Source organism: Vagococcus sp. QWL-13, from assembly GCF_058683555.1.
Map to the genome: position 1 here is coordinate 1,326,729 of NZ_CM178746.1, position 16,581 is coordinate 1,343,309.

Annotated in this window: 14 protein-coding genes, 2 pseudogenes and 1 other annotated feature; of the genes and pseudogenes, 12 read left to right on the forward strand and 4 right to left on the reverse strand. The window is 39.5% G+C overall.

Features of this window, described 5'->3' with window-relative positions:
* Window positions 1-50: 50 nt before the first annotated feature.
* Window positions 51-1,232, forward strand: coding sequence for an acetyl-CoA C-acetyltransferase (locus tag AC4PHI_RS06140; protein WP_492201424.1), 1,182 nt, complete (start codon window positions 51-53; stop codon window positions 1,230-1,232).
* 142 nt (window positions 1,233-1,374) lie between these two features.
* Here AC4PHI_RS06140 and AC4PHI_RS06145 read toward each other — a convergent pair.
* The 4 genes and pseudogenes from AC4PHI_RS06145 to AC4PHI_RS06160 form a co-directional block, all read right to left on the reverse strand.
* Window positions 1,375-2,333 (reverse strand): annotated as a pseudogene (locus tag AC4PHI_RS06145) (IS30 family transposase).
* A 115-nt stretch (window positions 2,334-2,448) separates the two neighbouring features.
* Window positions 2,449-2,748 carry a hypothetical protein gene (locus AC4PHI_RS06150; protein WP_492201425.1) on the reverse strand — a complete coding sequence of 100 codons (300 nt, stop codon included), beginning with the start codon at window positions 2,746-2,748 and terminating at the stop codon, window positions 2,449-2,451.
* A gap of 177 nt (window positions 2,749-2,925) precedes the next feature.
* Window positions 2,926-3,237, reverse strand: coding sequence for a hypothetical protein (locus AC4PHI_RS06155; protein WP_492201426.1), 312 nt, complete (start codon window positions 3,235-3,237; stop codon window positions 2,926-2,928).
* A 31-nt stretch (window positions 3,238-3,268) separates the two neighbouring features.
* Window positions 3,269-3,631, reverse strand: a complete 363-nt coding sequence (locus AC4PHI_RS06160) for a hypothetical protein (RefSeq protein ID WP_492201427.1) — start codon at window positions 3,629-3,631, stop codon at window positions 3,269-3,271.
* Between the two features lie 200 nt (window positions 3,632-3,831).
* Between AC4PHI_RS06160 and rlmN the strand changes: the two genes are divergently transcribed.
* The 11 genes and pseudogenes from rlmN (at window position 3,832) to AC4PHI_RS06215 (ending at window position 16,482) form a co-directional block, all read left to right on the forward strand.
* Complete coding sequence (gene rlmN, locus AC4PHI_RS06165; RefSeq protein WP_492201428.1) at window positions 3,832-4,887, forward strand: dual-specificity RNA methyltransferase RlmN; 1,056 nt, start codon at window positions 3,832-3,834, stop codon at window positions 4,885-4,887.
* Between the two features lie 165 nt (window positions 4,888-5,052).
* Window positions 5,053-6,609, forward strand: a pseudogene (locus AC4PHI_RS06170) (IS1182 family transposase); the annotation flags it as partial.
* 169 nt (window positions 6,610-6,778) lie between these two features.
* The gene (locus AC4PHI_RS06175) at window positions 6,779-7,744 is read left to right on the forward strand and encodes a PhoH family protein (RefSeq protein ID WP_492201429.1); all 966 of its coding nucleotides are present in this window, start codon (window positions 6,779-6,781) and stop codon (window positions 7,742-7,744) included.
* A 27-nt stretch (window positions 7,745-7,771) separates the two neighbouring features.
* Window positions 7,772-9,949: an HD family phosphohydrolase gene (locus AC4PHI_RS06180; RefSeq protein ID WP_492201430.1), complete on the forward strand. Its 2,178-nt coding sequence runs from the start codon at window positions 7,772-7,774 to the stop codon at window positions 9,947-9,949.
* Window positions 9,949-10,419: an rRNA maturation RNase YbeY gene (gene ybeY, locus AC4PHI_RS06185; protein ID WP_492201431.1), complete on the forward strand. Its 471-nt coding sequence runs from the start codon at window positions 9,949-9,951 to the stop codon at window positions 10,417-10,419. The genes AC4PHI_RS06180 and ybeY overlap by 1 nt, the downstream gene beginning before the upstream one ends.
* Window positions 10,394-10,807 (forward strand): diacylglycerol kinase family protein, encoded by a 414-nt coding sequence (locus AC4PHI_RS06190; RefSeq protein ID WP_492201432.1) that lies wholly within the window; start codon window positions 10,394-10,396, stop codon window positions 10,805-10,807. Before ybeY ends, AC4PHI_RS06190 begins: the two co-directional genes overlap by 26 nt.
* A 17-nt stretch (window positions 10,808-10,824) precedes the next feature.
* Window positions 10,825-11,727 carry a GTPase Era gene (gene era / locus AC4PHI_RS06195; RefSeq protein WP_492201433.1) on the forward strand — a complete coding sequence of 301 codons (903 nt, stop codon included), beginning with the start codon at window positions 10,825-10,827 and terminating at the stop codon, window positions 11,725-11,727.
* A gap of 98 nt (window positions 11,728-11,825) precedes the next feature.
* Entirely contained in the window at window positions 11,826-12,692 is an 867-nt protein-coding gene (gene recO, locus AC4PHI_RS06200) for a DNA repair protein RecO (protein WP_492201434.1), read from the forward strand.
* Window positions 12,693-12,798: 106 nt separating this feature from the next.
* Window positions 12,799-12,966, forward strand: a binding site (T-box leader).
* 119 nt (window positions 12,967-13,085) lie between these two features.
* Window positions 13,086-13,997, forward strand: coding sequence for a glycine--tRNA ligase subunit alpha (gene glyQ, locus AC4PHI_RS06205; RefSeq protein ID WP_492201435.1), 912 nt, complete (start codon window positions 13,086-13,088; stop codon window positions 13,995-13,997).
* Window position 13,998: 1 nt separating this feature from the next.
* Window positions 13,999-16,089: a glycine--tRNA ligase subunit beta gene (gene glyS / locus AC4PHI_RS06210; RefSeq protein ID WP_492201436.1), complete on the forward strand. Its 2,091-nt coding sequence runs from the start codon at window positions 13,999-14,001 to the stop codon at window positions 16,087-16,089.
* A gap of 12 nt (window positions 16,090-16,101) precedes the next feature.
* On the forward strand, window positions 16,102-16,482 hold the full coding sequence (locus tag AC4PHI_RS06215; protein WP_492201437.1) for a RidA family protein: 381 nt from the start codon (window positions 16,102-16,104) through the stop codon (window positions 16,480-16,482).
* The last annotated feature ends 99 nt before the right edge of the window (window positions 16,483-16,581 follow it).

Here is a 16,581-nt window from a genome sequence, read left to right on the forward strand (position 1 = left end):
AATTTTAGGAAGAAGAATAGGACAGTGGAAGGAAAATGAGGAGGAATTTTATGAGAGAAGTGGTTATTGTATCAGCAGCCAGAACGCCAATCGGCAGTTTTGGCGGGGTATTTAAAAATGTTTCAGCTGTTTCATTGGGCGTTGCTGCAGGTCAGGGAGCACTTGAAAAAATAAATCTTTCTCCTGCTGAAGTTGATGAAGTGATTTTCGGTAACGTACTGGGTGCTGGGCTGGGGCAAAATGTGGCACGGCAAATTTCAGTTGCACTAAAAATTCCTGTTGAAAGTTCCTCCTTTACAGTGGACATGGTTTGCGGCTCAGGGTTGAAAGCAGTGATGCTTGGGGCTCAATCCATCCAGACAAATAATGCTGATGTGGTTCTAGTCGGCGGAACAGAAAATATGAGTCAAGCCCCTTACTTGTCAAATAATCAGCGTTGGGGCAGTAAGATGGGAAACGTGACGTATGTTGATTCCATGTTGAAAGATGGTTTGTTAGATGCTTTTAAAGACTATCATATGGGCATCACTGCGGAAAATATTGCAGAAAAGTATCAAATCAGCCGGGAGAGTCAAGACGAGTTTGCTGTGAATAGTCAGAAAAAAACAGAAAAAGCAGTGAGTGAAGGGAAATTTGATGAAGAAATCATTCCCGTTCAAGTGCCGAAAAAAAAAGGAGAACCTTTGATTGTTTCTAAAGACGAGTACCCGAGGAAAAATGTCACACTGGAGAGTTTAAGCAAGTTGCGCCCGGCATTTAAAAAAGGGGGTACTGTGACGGCCGGAAATGCTTCAGGAATAAATGATGGTGCTGCGGCAATTATTTTAATGGCGAGAGAAAAAGCCGAAGCTCTGGGATTGAATATCATGGGACGTGTCACACATTACGCCAGCGCAGGTGTGTCACCTGATGAAATGGGGCTGGGTCCGATCCCTGCCACCCGAAAAGTTTTGTCTAAGGCAGGCTTGACGGTGAAAGATATTGATTTAGTAGAAGGCAATGAAGCCTTTGCGGTCCAATCCCTTTGTGTCTTAAACGAGCTTGGTTTGCCGCCGGAAAAGGTGAATGTCAATGGGGGAGCCATCGCCCTTGGACATCCGATCGGTGCCAGCGGAGCTAGGATTTTAGTAACTTTAGTCCACGAGATGGAGAAAAGAGATGCTAAAATAGGTTTGGCCACATTATGTATCGGTGGTGGACAAGGAAATGCTGTTTTAATAGAAAAAGAATAGCTTTTTATCAAAGAGCCTGAACTTCGGCTCTTTTATATTTTCAAATTTGATGGGAGAAAAAATTGCACCGAGTGTCAATATGCTGCCAAATCAGAAACAAAAACAAGTGCTGATTTTCCTTGTTTTTATTTCATTTGATTTGTCAAATTAAGCTAGACAATATAGTTTTATCCATATGATTCAGAAATACCTCCATCGGTGTTTGATAGTTTAACGATTTCCTTGGAATGTGGTTTCGTTTGTTCGCAACACTAGAAATGAAGTCTTGAGGGACTTGGTTAAAGTCCATATCTTTTGGCAGACCATCTTTCCTAAGTAATCCGTTTAAGTTTTCATTAAGAGCTCTTTGTGAAGGCGTTCCTAGATCCGCAAAATAAATGTCAATATCATTAGTATTACTGATGTTTTTCCAATTAGAAAACTCTTTGCCACAATCAAAAGTGATAGATTTAAATAGGTGTCTAGGGATTTCCTGTAACCAAGTATTTATTGACGTCTCAATGTCTTTGGCCTTACGGCCTTTAGGTTTCAAAGTGATAATGACTTTTGAAAATCTTTCAACCAACGTGATGATTGCACTTTTATGATGCATACCAACAATTGTATCACCTTCAAGGTGTCCAAATTCCTGTTTAAAGGTAGGGCAATCTTTTTCTCTCTCGGAAATATGTCGTTTGAAAGCCTGTTTACCTCTTTTTTCCTTGTGACCATTAGGTTTACTTTTCCCCTTCATAGGAAGAATAGCCGTATCAAATTTACCTTGTTTGAATTGTCGATGGAGCGTTCTGGCAGAACAATCAATAGGAAACTCTCCACGACCAATAATCACATCAGGCGTCCATCCTTGAACAACCCTTTTTGAACATAGGCTCGTTGTTCCTCGGATAAAATGGTAGAGCGTCTATCACAACGTGTTTTGTTTATTTGATAATTTTCCCAATAATTTGAAGCAGACTTTCCGGTTTTAAGAAAGTTAATCACGTTGTAAATGGTTTGCCTAGAGCGCCTTAAAGAAAGAGCTATTTTAGACACAAGTTTGTTTTCTTGATAGTATGCTTCTATCATTACGAGTTCATTTGGTGTAAGATGGGTGTAGGTCATTTGCACTCACTCCTTATAATTCTTTCGACGGAACTATCTTGAGTGTAGCACAGATGACTTTTTTAGTTGTCTAGCTTAATTTTACTATCCGCGTATTTAAAAAAAACTCAAAGATTTACTTTAAAAGAAAATAATATTCTAATAAAACAAAAAGGATACTTAAAATAGGGATCAAAATGGCTATCAATGCAAAAATTATAGGCACCAGAAATGAACCTTTTTTTGTGTTTTTGTAATATTTTATAGAAATAATTAAAATTAAAAAATTACCAATGTAAAATACTCCTCTAGACATTTGGCCATAAAGGTAAGTCAGATAAAGCATTTCGTTTGTATGCAATAGAAAATAATAGGGAACAGTACATAATACAGAAATAACAAACAGTATCCAGGGCGCGTTTATTAATTTTTTCATGAAACCACCTCCTGAGTACATTATATCATGAGAAGACACAGTTATTCAAAAAAGGATTTAAGCAAAACAAGATTCTGAAAATATAAAAATTTATAATTTAAAAATCCTGTGAAATCATTCCAAAACATTGATTCCATAGGATTTTTTCTATTTTAAGACTTTTTTATCACTTTGAACTTACTTGCCTTTTTTTGCATTCGCTCCAAAAACAGCATTAATGACTGATTTTACTGATGCAGGTTGATTCTGTGTACAAGTGATTAATTGTTTATCACAACAAGAATCGTCAGCACCGAATCTTGACCAACACACATCATGGTTTTTGCAGCATTGATCCAATGGATTTCTAACTGGACCACCGCCATTTCTTTGTCCATCACCACAGCCTGCGCCACAATGATTAGTTCCCGCAACACAAATTCCATTAAACCAATCTGCAATACTGGTAGTTCCAAAGTATTCTTCTTCGTGAGTATTTTTTTGTTCCATAGCTTTTTTCTCCATTCTATAATATTTTATTTTAATTATAAACAGCCCATATTTTCTTATTAACATAACCAGCGTACAACACAGTCAAATTCGCTCCACTGCCCGTTTTATTAAAAATAGGGATAGTCCCCTTTACCCAATATTCGTATCCTCCACTTTTATATTTATAGTCAACACTTTGGTAAGCTGGAACATTTTGGAATGTTGTAAAGTACAACGTTCTACTTACCCAATCATGACCATAATCTTCCCATCGCCCTGTTTGTGCCTCAAGCTCTTCCAATGAACTTGGGGTTGTAGCCTCTTCACTTTCAGTATGTACCATGTCTAAAATCAATTTTACTTTTGCGAAATCATACCCGACAATGATTACGTTTAGATTATCAAAAATCATGTTGATTGTCGGTACAGCACCTTTCGCCCCAAGCTTATCTAAAGCTTCTCGGTTTTCTTTATCAGCTACGTCATGTTAAATGAAAAATCACTTGATTTTTAAATTGATGATAAGATTCCGTTCTACAAGATTGCAATGGAAGAATATTTGCATTATAGTGTAGACTGAAAGTGTCAGTACGAGAAAGTAGGAGAGTTTAATTGGAAAAAAAGGGGATTTTTGACCTGACCTATCAGGAACTTGAAGAATGGTTTCTGTCGCAAGGGGAAAAGAAGTTTAGAGCTTCTCAAGTCTGGGACTGGCTTTATGTGAAAAGAGTGCGCAACTTTGAAGAAATGAGTAATCTATCAAAAGACTTGATTAATAAATTGGAAGAGGCGTTTTTATTTGCCCCGCTCAAAGCCATCGTCGTCCAGGAGTCACAAGATGGGACAGTAAAATATTTATTTGAATTAGCGGATAAACACATGATCGAAACAGTTTTGATGAAACACAGCTACGGCTTGTCTGTCTGTGTGACTACTCAAGTCGGCTGCAGTATCGGCTGTACGTTTTGTGCCAGCGGCTTGTTAAAAAAACAACGGGACTTGACAGCAGGGGAAATCGTGGCCCAAATCATGCAAGTCCAGTACTATTTAGATGACAAAGGTAAAGAGGACCGCGTCAGTCATGTGGTGGTCATGGGAATTGGCGAACCTTTTGATAATTATGATAATGTCATGACTTTTTTAAACATCGCTAATCATCCTAAAGGTTTGGCCATCGGTGCCAGACATATGACAGTGTCTACCAGCGGTTTGATTCGTAAAATCAGGCAATTCGCAGATGAACCTTTGCAAGTCAATTTAGCGATTTCACTGCACGCACCTAACGATGAGGTCAGATCATCTATCATGCGGGTTAATAAAAGTAATCCGATAGACAAATTAATGGCTGCGGTAGATGATTATTTAGAAAAAAATAACCGCCGTATCACATTTGAATACATTATGCTGTCTCATGTGAATGACCGTCCGGAACATGCGAAACAACTAGCAGAACTGCTGAGAGATAAAAAGAAACTGGCTTATGTCAATTTGATTCCATACAATCCAGTCAGCGAACATGATCAATATCAGCGCAGTTCCAAGGCAGATGTGCTGGCATTTTATGATCGTCTGAAAAAAGAAGGGATTAACTGCGTTATCAGAAAAGAACAGGGGACAGATATAGATGCAGCCTGCGGTCAATTAAGAAGTAAAAAAATGAAAAAATAGTCTTAGAAAAAAACATGAAATGTTGTCAGAGGTTGACCCATAAGTCCTCATTCAATGCAAAAAGGAACGAAATCTTTTTATGATTTTGTTCCTTTTTTTAGCGATAAAAATAGCACTTCCTTGTATAATTAAAGTACCAACCATAACCAAAAGGGAGTGCTATCTATGTACAAAGATTATAACATGAATCAAGTCACTTTATCACTAGATTTAGAAATTTATTTGGAAAAGGGTGACATCGCTTTTGCAATCAATGAACTTGTAGAAAGCATGCCAGAAAAAGCCTTCTCGGTTTTTGACCATCAGATGGGTGCAACCTCTTATCATCCTAAAATGATGTTGAAGTTGATTTTGTGCGGTTACACGCAGTCTGTTTTTTCTGGCAGAAGAATTGAAGCGCTAGCTAAAGACAGTATTCGCGCTCGCTGGCTGACACAATCCCAGCAACCCAATTTTAGAACGATTAATCGGTTTCGTGTACATCCTCAGATGCAAGTGTTATTAGAAGAATGCTTTATTCAATTCCGAAACCTTTTGGTTTCCCAGAATCTTATCGAAACAGATGCCATCTTTATTGACGGTACTAAGTTAGAAGCCAATGCCAATAAATACACATTTGTCTGGAAAAAAAGCATTGAAAAGTATGAAGCTAAGTTGACAGAGAAATCAAAAGAGATTTATCAACAACTCGTGAAGGAAACCATCATTCCTTCTATTTGTGATGAAGACAAAGACCTTTCAGACAAAGAGTTTTCAAAAATCATCACGGCATTAGAAACAAGTGTAGAAAATTTGACTCAAGAAATTGAGACCTCTGACTGCGCTAAAAAACGAAAACAACTACGCTCTCAACGAAAGGCACCTAAACAAGCCTTGAAGCAATTCTCTGATTTTAAAGAACGTCAGTCACGGTATGTCCGTCAAAAAGCTATTTTAGGTGAGAGAAATAGTTACTCCAAAACAGATCACGATGCCACTTTTATGAGAATGAAAGAGGATCATATGCGCAATGGGCAACTAAAAGCAGGTTACAATGTCCAAATTGCGACCAATCAACAATATGTCCTAGCTTATGACATCTTTCCGAATCCTACGGATACGAGAACTTTAGTTCCTTTTTTACGGACCATAGAAAATACCTATTTTGATTTACCCGACTATATTGTGGCAGATGCCGGTTATGGTAGTGAAGAAAACTATGAAACTATTGTGGATGGCTTTGAAAAAACACCTTTGATAACCTATGGGATGTACCGCAAAGAGAAAAAGAGAAGTTTTAAAAAGAATCGTTTTAATCCTTTGAATTGGCGGTATGATGAGTTAAGAGATACCTATTTATGTCCCATTGACCGTGAGGTCCCGTTTAAACGTTATGCCAATCGTATAGATAACTATGGCTACCAACGACAATTAAAAATATACGAATGTCTTTCTTGTGAAAACTGCCCAGTTCGTTCTCAATGTACCAAAGCGAAGTCGGGTCGTAATAGAATGATTCAAAAAAACGGCAATTGGGACTATTTTAAAGCTTACGTTCAGACACTTCTGAAAGACGAACGAACAGGCAAATTATATGGTCAAAGAAAAATAGACGTAGAACCAGCCTTCGGAAATCTGAAGGCTAATTTAGGCTTCACTCGATTTTCAGTAAGAGGTAAAGATAAGGTGAGAAACGAATTAGGTTTTGCATTTATGGCGGTTAATCTGAGAAAGTTAACTGCCTATCAGCGGAAGAACCTCTTAAATAAACAAAAAAATAAGGGAACCAAAATCTTTTTATTGATTTTGGTTCCCTTTTTACTATTTTTGAGACTTATGGGTCAGCCTCTTTTTAATCTTTCGGAAATATGGTATTATTTAGTAGATATTGAGAAAAGGGGCGAAGATACTTTTGACAGAATCCAATAAATTTTCTATGGAATTAGAGCTGCATGACCATGAGGAAATTTCGCAAATATTCGGTGCACAGGACAAGCACTTACAATTAATAGAAGAAAACCGCCATGTGACCATCCATGCCAGAGGAGAGATTATTCAGATTTCTGGTGAAGAGTCTGATGTCAGGGCCGTTCATGAGATATTGAAAAAATTACAGATGCTGGTATTGAAAAAAATCCCAGTCAGCACCCCTGATGTGGTGACAGCATTAAAAATGTCGAAAAAAGGCACGTTAGATTATTTTGTTGATTTATACGAAGATGAAATTATAAAAGACCGCAATGGCAAAGGAATCCGTCCCAAAACTTACGGACAAAAGCAGTACATTGAAACCATCAAGAAAAAGGATATCACATTTGGAATCGGTCCGGCAGGGACGGGGAAGACTTTCTTAGCCGTCGTCATGGCAATCGCAGCTTTGAGAAAGGGAGAAGTGCAAAAAATTGTCTTGACCCGGCCTGCGGTGGAAGCTGGTGAAAATCTCGGTTTCCTGCCCGGCGATTTAAAAGAAAAAGTCGATCCTTATTTGCGGCCGGTTTATGATGCCCTTTATACAGTTTTTGGTGTGGAGCATACCAACCGATTGATGGAAAGAGGCGTGATTGAAATTGCCCCCCTTGCCTATATGAGAGGCCGGACCTTGGATGATGCTTTCGTGATATTGGATGAAGCACAAAATACCACTATCGCACAGATGAAAATGTTTTTAACTCGTTTAGGTTTTAGTTCTAAAATGATCGTTAACGGGGACATCTCTCAGATTGATTTACCTAGAGGGGTCGTCAGCGGTCTGGTAGATGCTCAAAAAAAATTGCAGCATATCAAAAGAATTGGTTTTGTCACCTTTGGGTCATCAGATGTAGTACGTCATCCGGTTGTTGCTGAAATCATTGATGCTTATGATAAAGACGTCGGCTGACAAAGGCTGAAGAAGGAGTAACCGCAAATGAAATTTGATTTTAAAAGTCTGATTGATAAGTTCGGCAAACGATATATCATCATTATTACCGTTCTTTTTGCGCTTATCCTTGGCTTGATGATGTCTGGAAGTGTGAAACAGACAAATAGAGATCTTAGAGAAGGAAAATTGGCCGAAGAAACGATTCGTGCCAATAAAACTATCGAGAATAAAGAAGAAACAGAAGAGAGAAGGAAACTTGCGGCCGAAGCTGTGACTCCCACCTACAGTTTTGACGATTCGATTGCTAAACATCGTGTGGAGTTAACCATGCAGTTGTTTTCTTATGTGGAAGCAACAAAAAAAGAACTGCAGGAAAAATATCAGGCAGAGTTGGAAAGAGCTAAAGACCGCAATGCCGTTGAAGTGCCGACTGTTGAAGATAAGGTGGCTAATCTGAAAGGCCGTCTTGAAAAAATTGACAGTGATGATATTAATTTCTTTCAGGATATCTCCATGAGTTTTTATCAGGATGTTTTTGAGTTGCCTGAAGACCAGTTCAACTTATTAAAAAACGAAATGATAAAAATTGTTGAAAAAACCATGGGCGAAAGAATCCGCGACAACAATTTAGATCAACATCGTGAATCAGCTAAAGACAGCATCAATGCTTCATCGCTTTCCGATGACGGCAAAAACTTAGCGGAAGCTCTAATCGATAAGGTCGTCGTCGTGAATGAAGTTTACGACGAAAAAGCGACTCTTGCAGCGAAGGAAGCAGCAAAAGAGGCTGTGAATCCAGTGATGATTTATCACGGAGAAGTGATTGTCCGTGAAGGTGCCCAGATTGATTCCCGGGCAATCAAAAAATTGGAATTGCTGGGGATGACCGACAAGAACAGTACCATTTTCCCTTACGTGGCAATGATCATGCTGATTTTGATTCAATTGGTTCTTCTTGTCTGGCTGGTTTTGAGAGAAACATCCAAAGAATTTCAATTCAGGTTTATTAACTTTTATGTATTTATGATGACTCTAAGCATATTATTCATGAAATCTGTCGCGCTGTTTCAAACAGAGAGCATGCCCTACATTTCTTTACTATTTCCAGCAGCGTTCACACCACTGGTTCTGAATTTATTTATTAGTCGAAAGGCCAGTATTTTAGCGGCATTGTTTCAAGTCGCCTTTTCGGTCTTCGTTTTTTATGATTTAGGCGGAACCAGTACGCTGATTTCCTTATTGATGTCCTATCTTTTTTCAGGACTGATGGCTTCTTTGATAAAACAGGAGCGTATCGGAAGGCAGCTTGGTAAAGCACTTATCTTGCTGATTGTCATTCCTTTGGCATTTACCATCGTTATCTCCACCTATCAGGGGATGGATTTTGGAGATAGAAAAACTGTGTCAGCGATACTCTGTATGCTGATTGGCAGTCTGTTTACCTATGTTTTATCTATCGGACTGCATCCTTATATCGAATTGTTATTAAATGATGACAGTATGATTGTGTTGAATGAATTAAGTAATCCCAACCATCCTTTGTTGAAACGTTTGCTGGAAGAAGCTCCCGGCACTTACCACCACAGCATGATGGTGGCCAGCCTTAGTTCCAATGCGGTGGCTGCAATCGGCGGACGGTCGCTGATTACGCGCGTTGCCTGTTATTATCATGATATCGGGAAACTGAAACATGCGAATTTCTTCGTAGAAAATCTGCCTTTTGGTGCAGAAAACCCACATAATTTTCTTCTGCCGGAAGACAGTAAAGAAATCATCTTTTCTCATGTGACAGAAGGAGTCAAGATTTTAAAAAAACAAAAAATGCCTAAGATGATTGTTGATATTTGTGAGCAACATCATGGGACGACGTTGATGACTTTTTTCTACATTAAAGCTTATGAAAGAGACGACACTGTCAAGGAAGAAGATTTCAGATATCCCGGACCGAAGCCCCAAACTAAAGAAGCGGCAGTGGTTAACTTGGCTGACACTTGCGAAGCAGCCGTCCGGGCGATGAACCAGCCGACCAATGCAGCCATCCATGAGTTTGTCCATGATTTGGTTGAAAAAAGAATCAAGGATCATCAACTGGATGAATCAGGTTTGACTTTGGGGGAAATCCGCTTAATTGAGAAATCAATCATCAACGGATTATGCAGTGCCTATCATTCGAGAATCGAATATCCAAAAATGAAAAAGAAAATTGAGGAAAGTAATCAATAATGGAAATTACAATCAATGATCAAACGGAAAAACTTACAGAGCTACAGTTGTCAGAAATCACGTCGCTGCTGAATTTTACAGGAGACTATCTTAAGTTGGCAGATGATACCGAGATGTCTGTCACATTTATGTCTAATGAGAAGATTCAGACTTTCAACCGGGAGTATCGCGGAAAAGATGTTCCGACGGATGTTATCAGTTTTGCGATCGAAGATGAGGAGGACATTTCACCGGAGTTGTTTGAACAGATGGGGATCCCGAGAAATCTGGGGGATATTCTTGTTTCGGTAGAGAAAGCTCAGGAACAGGCAGCCGATTACGGGCACTCCTTCGAGAGGGAGTTAGGTTTTTTAGTTGTCCATGGTTTTTTACATCTTAATGGTTATGATCACATGACTAAGGAAGAAGAAACCGAGATGTTCAGTTTACAAGGAAAGATATTAGATGCGTATGGACTTGAAAGAGAATAAATACAGTGTTGAAAAGAATAAAAAATTTTATCGTTCTTTGAAGTGTGCGTTGGCAGGTTTGAAGGTTGCCTTTTGCGAAGAAAGAAACTTAAGATTCCAATGCATGCTGGGAATCTTAGCTGTTTTGGCAGGCATTTTTTTCAAACTGAACCGCTTTGAATGGCTGTGGATCCTTCTGGCGATTTTTCTCGTCATCACGATGGAACTGTTGAATACTGTGGCTGAAAATTTAGTAGATATGATTACCGAAAAAACGTATCATCCCATCGGTAAAAAGGTTAAAGACATTGGTGCCGCCATAGTGTTTCTAAATGCATGTTTTGCGGTGCTGATTGCAGGGATTATATTTTTGCCGAAAGTGATGCTTCTGTTACAAAAATTTTTATAAAAGAAAGAGGACCTTAAATGACTAGACCATTTCGTTCAGGTTTTGTGGCAATCATCGGTCGGCCTAATGTGGGTAAATCCACTTTGCTCAATCGTGTGATCGGTCAAAAAATTGCAATCATGAGTGATAAAGCTCAAACCACGCGAAACAAAATCCAAGGTGTCTATACGACGGAAGAAAGCCAAATCGTATTCATTGATACACCGGGAATTCATAAACCTAAGCATAAACTGGGTGATTTTATGGTGGAATCTGCCTACAGTGCACTGCGGGAAGTAGACGCTGTGCTTTTCATGGTGAGTGCAGACCAAAAACGGGGACCGGGGGATAATTTTATTATCGAACGGTTGAAAAAACAATCAGCACCAGTCTTTTTGATAATCAATAAAATAGATACTGTTCATCCTGACGATTTGCTGCCTATGATTGAGGATTATCGGGAGCAGATGGATTTTGCAGAGGTAGTTCCCATTTCTGCCACCGAAGGAAACAATGTGGAAAATCTGCTTGATGTGTTGACCGGTTATCTGGAAGAAGGTCCCCAGTACTATCCTTCAGAACAGATTACAGATCATCCGGAATACTTTATCGTTTCTGAATTAATCCGTGAAAAAGTTTTACAGTTAACCCATGAGGAAGTACCCCATTCCGTTGCTGTCGTCATAGACAATATGGAAAGAGATGAAAATGATAAAATTCATATTATGGCAACGATTGTCGTAGAACGGCCGACTCAAAAAGGGATACTGATTGGCAAAGGCGGCAAAATGATGAAGGATATCGGCATCAGGGCACGTAAAGATATTGAAAATCTCTTGGGAAACAAAGTTTACTTGGAAACTTGGGTCAAAGTAGAAAAAAATTGGCGGGACAAGCAAAGACATCTTAGAGATTTAGGCTATAGGGACATGGATTATTAGCGGAAGTTAATAATCCTTTTTGTTCTTTTGGATCAAATACCTTCAAATTTTTAGCGGCAAAAAAATTGCCCGGCATCTAAGTGAAAGGAGATAAGGCATTGTTACAAAGCAATGAAACGAAAGGTTTGATTTTGTTTGCGAGAAACCATCGTGAAAGAGACAAACTAGTTAAGATATTTACCGAAAAATATGGCAAGCGGATGTTTTTCATGCGCAATGCCACAAGAAAAAATAATCCTTTAACCGTTGCCGTACAACCTTTTACAGAAGCCGTCTATGTAGGTAAAATAAATGAGGAAGGGCTGTCTTTTTTAAATGATGCAAAAGAAGTGACGGGGTTTAAAAATATCCAGCAAGATATTTTCATCAGTGCCTATGCCACTTATTTACTGAATTTAGTGGATGCGGCAATTGATGATGGGGTCTATGATCCGGCTCTTTATGGCTTTACCAGAAATTTATTGCAGCTGATGGACGAGGGAAAAGATCCGCAAATTTTGACAAATATTTTGGAAATTCAAATTTTAGAACGTTTCGGCTTGGATTTTGATTGGCTTCATTGCCGGATTTGTGGCAAAACTCAAGGGAAATTTGATTTTTCCTCCGCTTATCACGGTGTTCTTTGTGAAGAACATTTTTATAAAGACCCTCGACGCTATCACGGTTCTCCCCGTGCAGTTCATTTTATCCGGATGTTTGCCAGTATTACTTTGGAGCAAATAAACAGTATCAGTGTTTCAGAGCAAACGAAAAAAGAATTGCGGGAGATGATAGATGCACTGTACGAAGAGTTTGTCGGTGTTTCTTTGAAAAGCAAACAGTTTATTGATAAGATGGCCGGTTGGCAGGATATTTTAAAAAGTCCTAAGGAGAAGGATGGAAATAATTACCCGACGGAGACAGAGAAGAATGAAGCAGGTTCAGAAGTCTCCAATGATAGAAAGGCTGACGAAAACCGAGATTGATTTCCTTTTTTATGTTTAGGTGTGGATGTATCCGATAGTCGCCGTGAGTAATTAAAAAACATTTGACAAAAGAGGCCTTTAAAGGCTATTATAAGAGAAATGTAATAATGGTGCGTTGAAGAAGAGGAGTAAATTATTTTTCTTTCTAGAGAGACTGGCAATGGTGGAAGCTGGTTAAGAAAATTGATTGAAGGGCGCTTCCGAGCAGCAAAATTAAGAGCCAAGTTTTTAATCCTTGGAAGTAGGGTGGAACCGCGAATATTTCGTCCCTATGCTTGACAGAATTGTTAAGCATAGGGATTTTTTATTTTTTTATGGAGCATAAAGTTATTGTTTATTTCCGATCTCTGGTTATCGGAAACAAGGATTTCAATTACTGGGAGGAGATTTTTTATGACTAAGGGATTAACGATTCAAGAAATGATTTTAACCTTGCAAAATTTTTGGTCCGACCAAGGATGTTTGCTGATGCAGGCCTATGACACAGAAAAAGGAGCAGGGACTATGAGTCCTTACACCTTTCTTAGGGCAATCGGACCGGAGCCTTGGAATGCGGCTTATGTAGAGCCTTCACGCCGTCCGGCTGACGGACGTTATGGTAAAAATCCGAACCGTTTGTATCAGCACCATCAATTTCAAGTGGTGATGAAACCTTCGCCGGACAATATTCAGGAAATGTATTTGGATAGTTTGCGTAAATTAGGGATAGACCCGTTGAAGCATGACATTCGTTTCGTTGAAGATAACTGGGAAAATCCTTCTATGGGATGCGCCGGTTTAGGATGGGAAGTTTGGCTGGACGGGATGGAAATCACACAATTCACTTACTTCCAGCAAGCGGGCGGGTTGGAATGCAAACCTGTCACTGTGGAGCTGACTTATGGTATTGAGCGTTTGGCTTCATATATTCAAGAAGTTGAAAGTGTCTACGATTTGGAATGGACCCACGGTGTGAAGTACGGAGAAATTTTTGTAGAACCGGAATATGAACATTCTAAATATTCTTTTGAAGAAAGCAGTCAGGAAATGTTGTTGACGTTATTTGAGATGTACCAACGTGAAGCCCAGCGGTGTATCGAACTGGGACTGGTCCATCCGGCTTATGACTATGTTTTAAAATGCAGCCATACCTTCAATCTGCTGGATGCCAGAGGAGCTGTTTCTGTGACGGAGCGTGCAGGTTATTTGGCCCGTATCCGCAAGATGGCCAGAGAATTGGCAAAAGCATTTGTTGAAGAAAGAAGAAAATTAGGTTTCCCTCTGTTGTCAGAAGGTGTTTTACAAGAGGAAAAGGAGAGAGCATAAGATGACAAAAACATTTTTATTAGAAATCGGTTTGGAAGAAATGCCTGCACGGGTCGTGACTTCTTCGATTAACCAACTTAAAGAAGCCATGGCTGCTTTTCTGAAAGATAACCGCCTATCTTATGACAGTATCGAAACCTATTCAACCCCAAGAAGACTGGCGTTGAAAGTCATCAATTTAGCTGAAAAGCAAACGGATGTTGAAGAAAATGCCAAAGGACCTGCCAAAAAAATTGCTGTGGATGACCAAGGCAACTGGACTAAAGCGGCAGAAGGATTTGCCCGCGGTCAAGGGGTTTCCGTAGATGAATTATATATGAAAGAAATCAAAGGAGTCGACTATGTCCATGCCGACAAATTTATTCGCGGAGAATCTGCGGAGAAAGTTCTGATTTCTGTCTTGGATATTTTAAAAGATCTGCATTTTCCTGTGACGATGCACTGGGGAAATTTTGATATGGAGTTTATCCGTCCCGTGCATTGGATTGTCAGTCTTCTGGACGACCAAATAATCCCGTTGCAGTTTTTAAATGTGGACAGCGGCAATGTTTCCCGCGGTCACCGATTCTTAGGCACAGAGACAATCATTGAGCACGGGAAGGACTATGAAGATAAATTAAAAGAACAATTCGTGATTGCTGATGCTGCTGAGAGAAAAATGATGATTCGTGAGCAGATCGCGGGGATTGCCGAAAAAAATCAATGGCTGATTACTCTGGATGAAAAACTTCTTGAGGAAGTCACCAATCTTGTGGAATACCCGACAGCTTTTGCCGGGAATTTTGCTGAAAAATATTTGGATATTCCAGAGGAAGCACTTATTATTTCTATGAAAGAACACCAGCGTTATTTTGAAGTCCGAGACAACGATGGAAAATTATTACCCCACTTTATCGGTGTTCGCAATGGAGATGAACGCTACTTAGGAAATGTGGTCAGCGGCAATGAAAAAGTTTTAGTGGCCCGTTTGGAAGATGCGGTGTTCTTCTATGAAGAAGACCAGCAAGTGTCCATCGAAGAGTATGTCAAACGCTTAAAGAAGGTCACTTTCCATGAGAAAATCGGCTCTATTTATGAAAAAATGCAGCGTGTAGGAAGTATTGCCCAACTCATTGGGGAACAAGTGGGATTGACTGCAGAAGAGTTGAAGGACTTGGACCGGGCAGCAGCTATTTATAAATTTGATTTGATGACCAATATGGTGGGAGAGTTTCCTGAACTGCAAGGCGTGATGGGAGAAAAATATGCACTGTTGAAGGGAGAATCTGCAGCTGTTGCACAGGCAATCCGTGAACACTATTTGCCAACTTCAAGTGAAGGAGACTTGCCTGTTTCCAATGTAGGTGCTGTTTTGGCTGTGGCGGACAAACTGGATACGGTAACGACTTTCTTCAATGCAGGCATGGTGCCGACCGGTTCCAATGACCCTTACGCTTTACGCCGTCAGACTTATGGCATCATACGTATCGTCGAAGATAAAGATTGGGATTATCCGATTTTACGAATCCAAGAAAAAATGGCTGAGATGATCAATGATAATCCGGATAAATTCGGTGTTCACTTATCCACTGACGGTCAAAAAGTTTTTGACTTTATGAAAGCCCGTCTCAAACAATTTTTGTCAGGTCATGACGTCCGTTACGATGTGATTGAGGCAGTCACTAATGCGAAGCAAAGTAATTTGATAAAAATGATCGAAGCAGCCCGGATTTTGAAAAAACATCAGCAAGACAGTGACTTCAAGAGTGCGATGGAAGCTCTGGGCCGGGTCACTAACTTAGCTAAAAAAGGTGAGGAAATGCTTCGTGAAGACATCCATGTACCAGTTGATGAAGATTTATTTGAAAATGAAGAGGAAAAACAACTGTTTCACGCTGTGGAGCAGTTGATTACGACTGCTAAAGAACACGAGCCGGAAGACATTTACTTTGCGCTTAAAGATTTGGCACCTTTGATCGAAAAATATTTTGACAGCACCATGGTGATGGCTGACGACGAAGGCAAAAGAAATAACCGTCTGAGACAATTGAAATTGATTTCAGATTTGGCTTCGGCATTTGCAAGTATTGATTTATTAACAATAAAAAATTAGGAGTGAGCTAATATGAAAAATGTAGAAACTGCGGCAGCCCCTCAAGCAATCGGACCTTACGCTCAAGGGAAAATCATTGGAAATTTATTGTTTTCTTCTGGTCAGATTCCCCTTCATCCTGAGACAGGAGAAGTGGTAGGGACGGAAATCAAAGAACAAACTGTCCGGGTAATGGAAAATATCAAGGGGATTTTGGCATCAGAACAGCTGACATTCGATCAAATCGTAAAAACCACTTGTTTTTTAAGTGATATGAATGATTTTGTCGCCTTTAATGAGATTTACGGCAATTATTTTTCTGAGGGAAAAGTTCCTGCCCGCTCCTGCGTGGAAGTGGCCAGATTACCAAAAGATGTTTGTGTGGAAGTTGAATTTATCGCAACATTGGACTAATGAAATAACCCTAAGACCCAAAGAGGTTGACCCATAAGTCCTCATTCAATGCAAAAAGGAACGAAATCTTTTTATGATTTTGTTCCTTTTTTTAGCGAT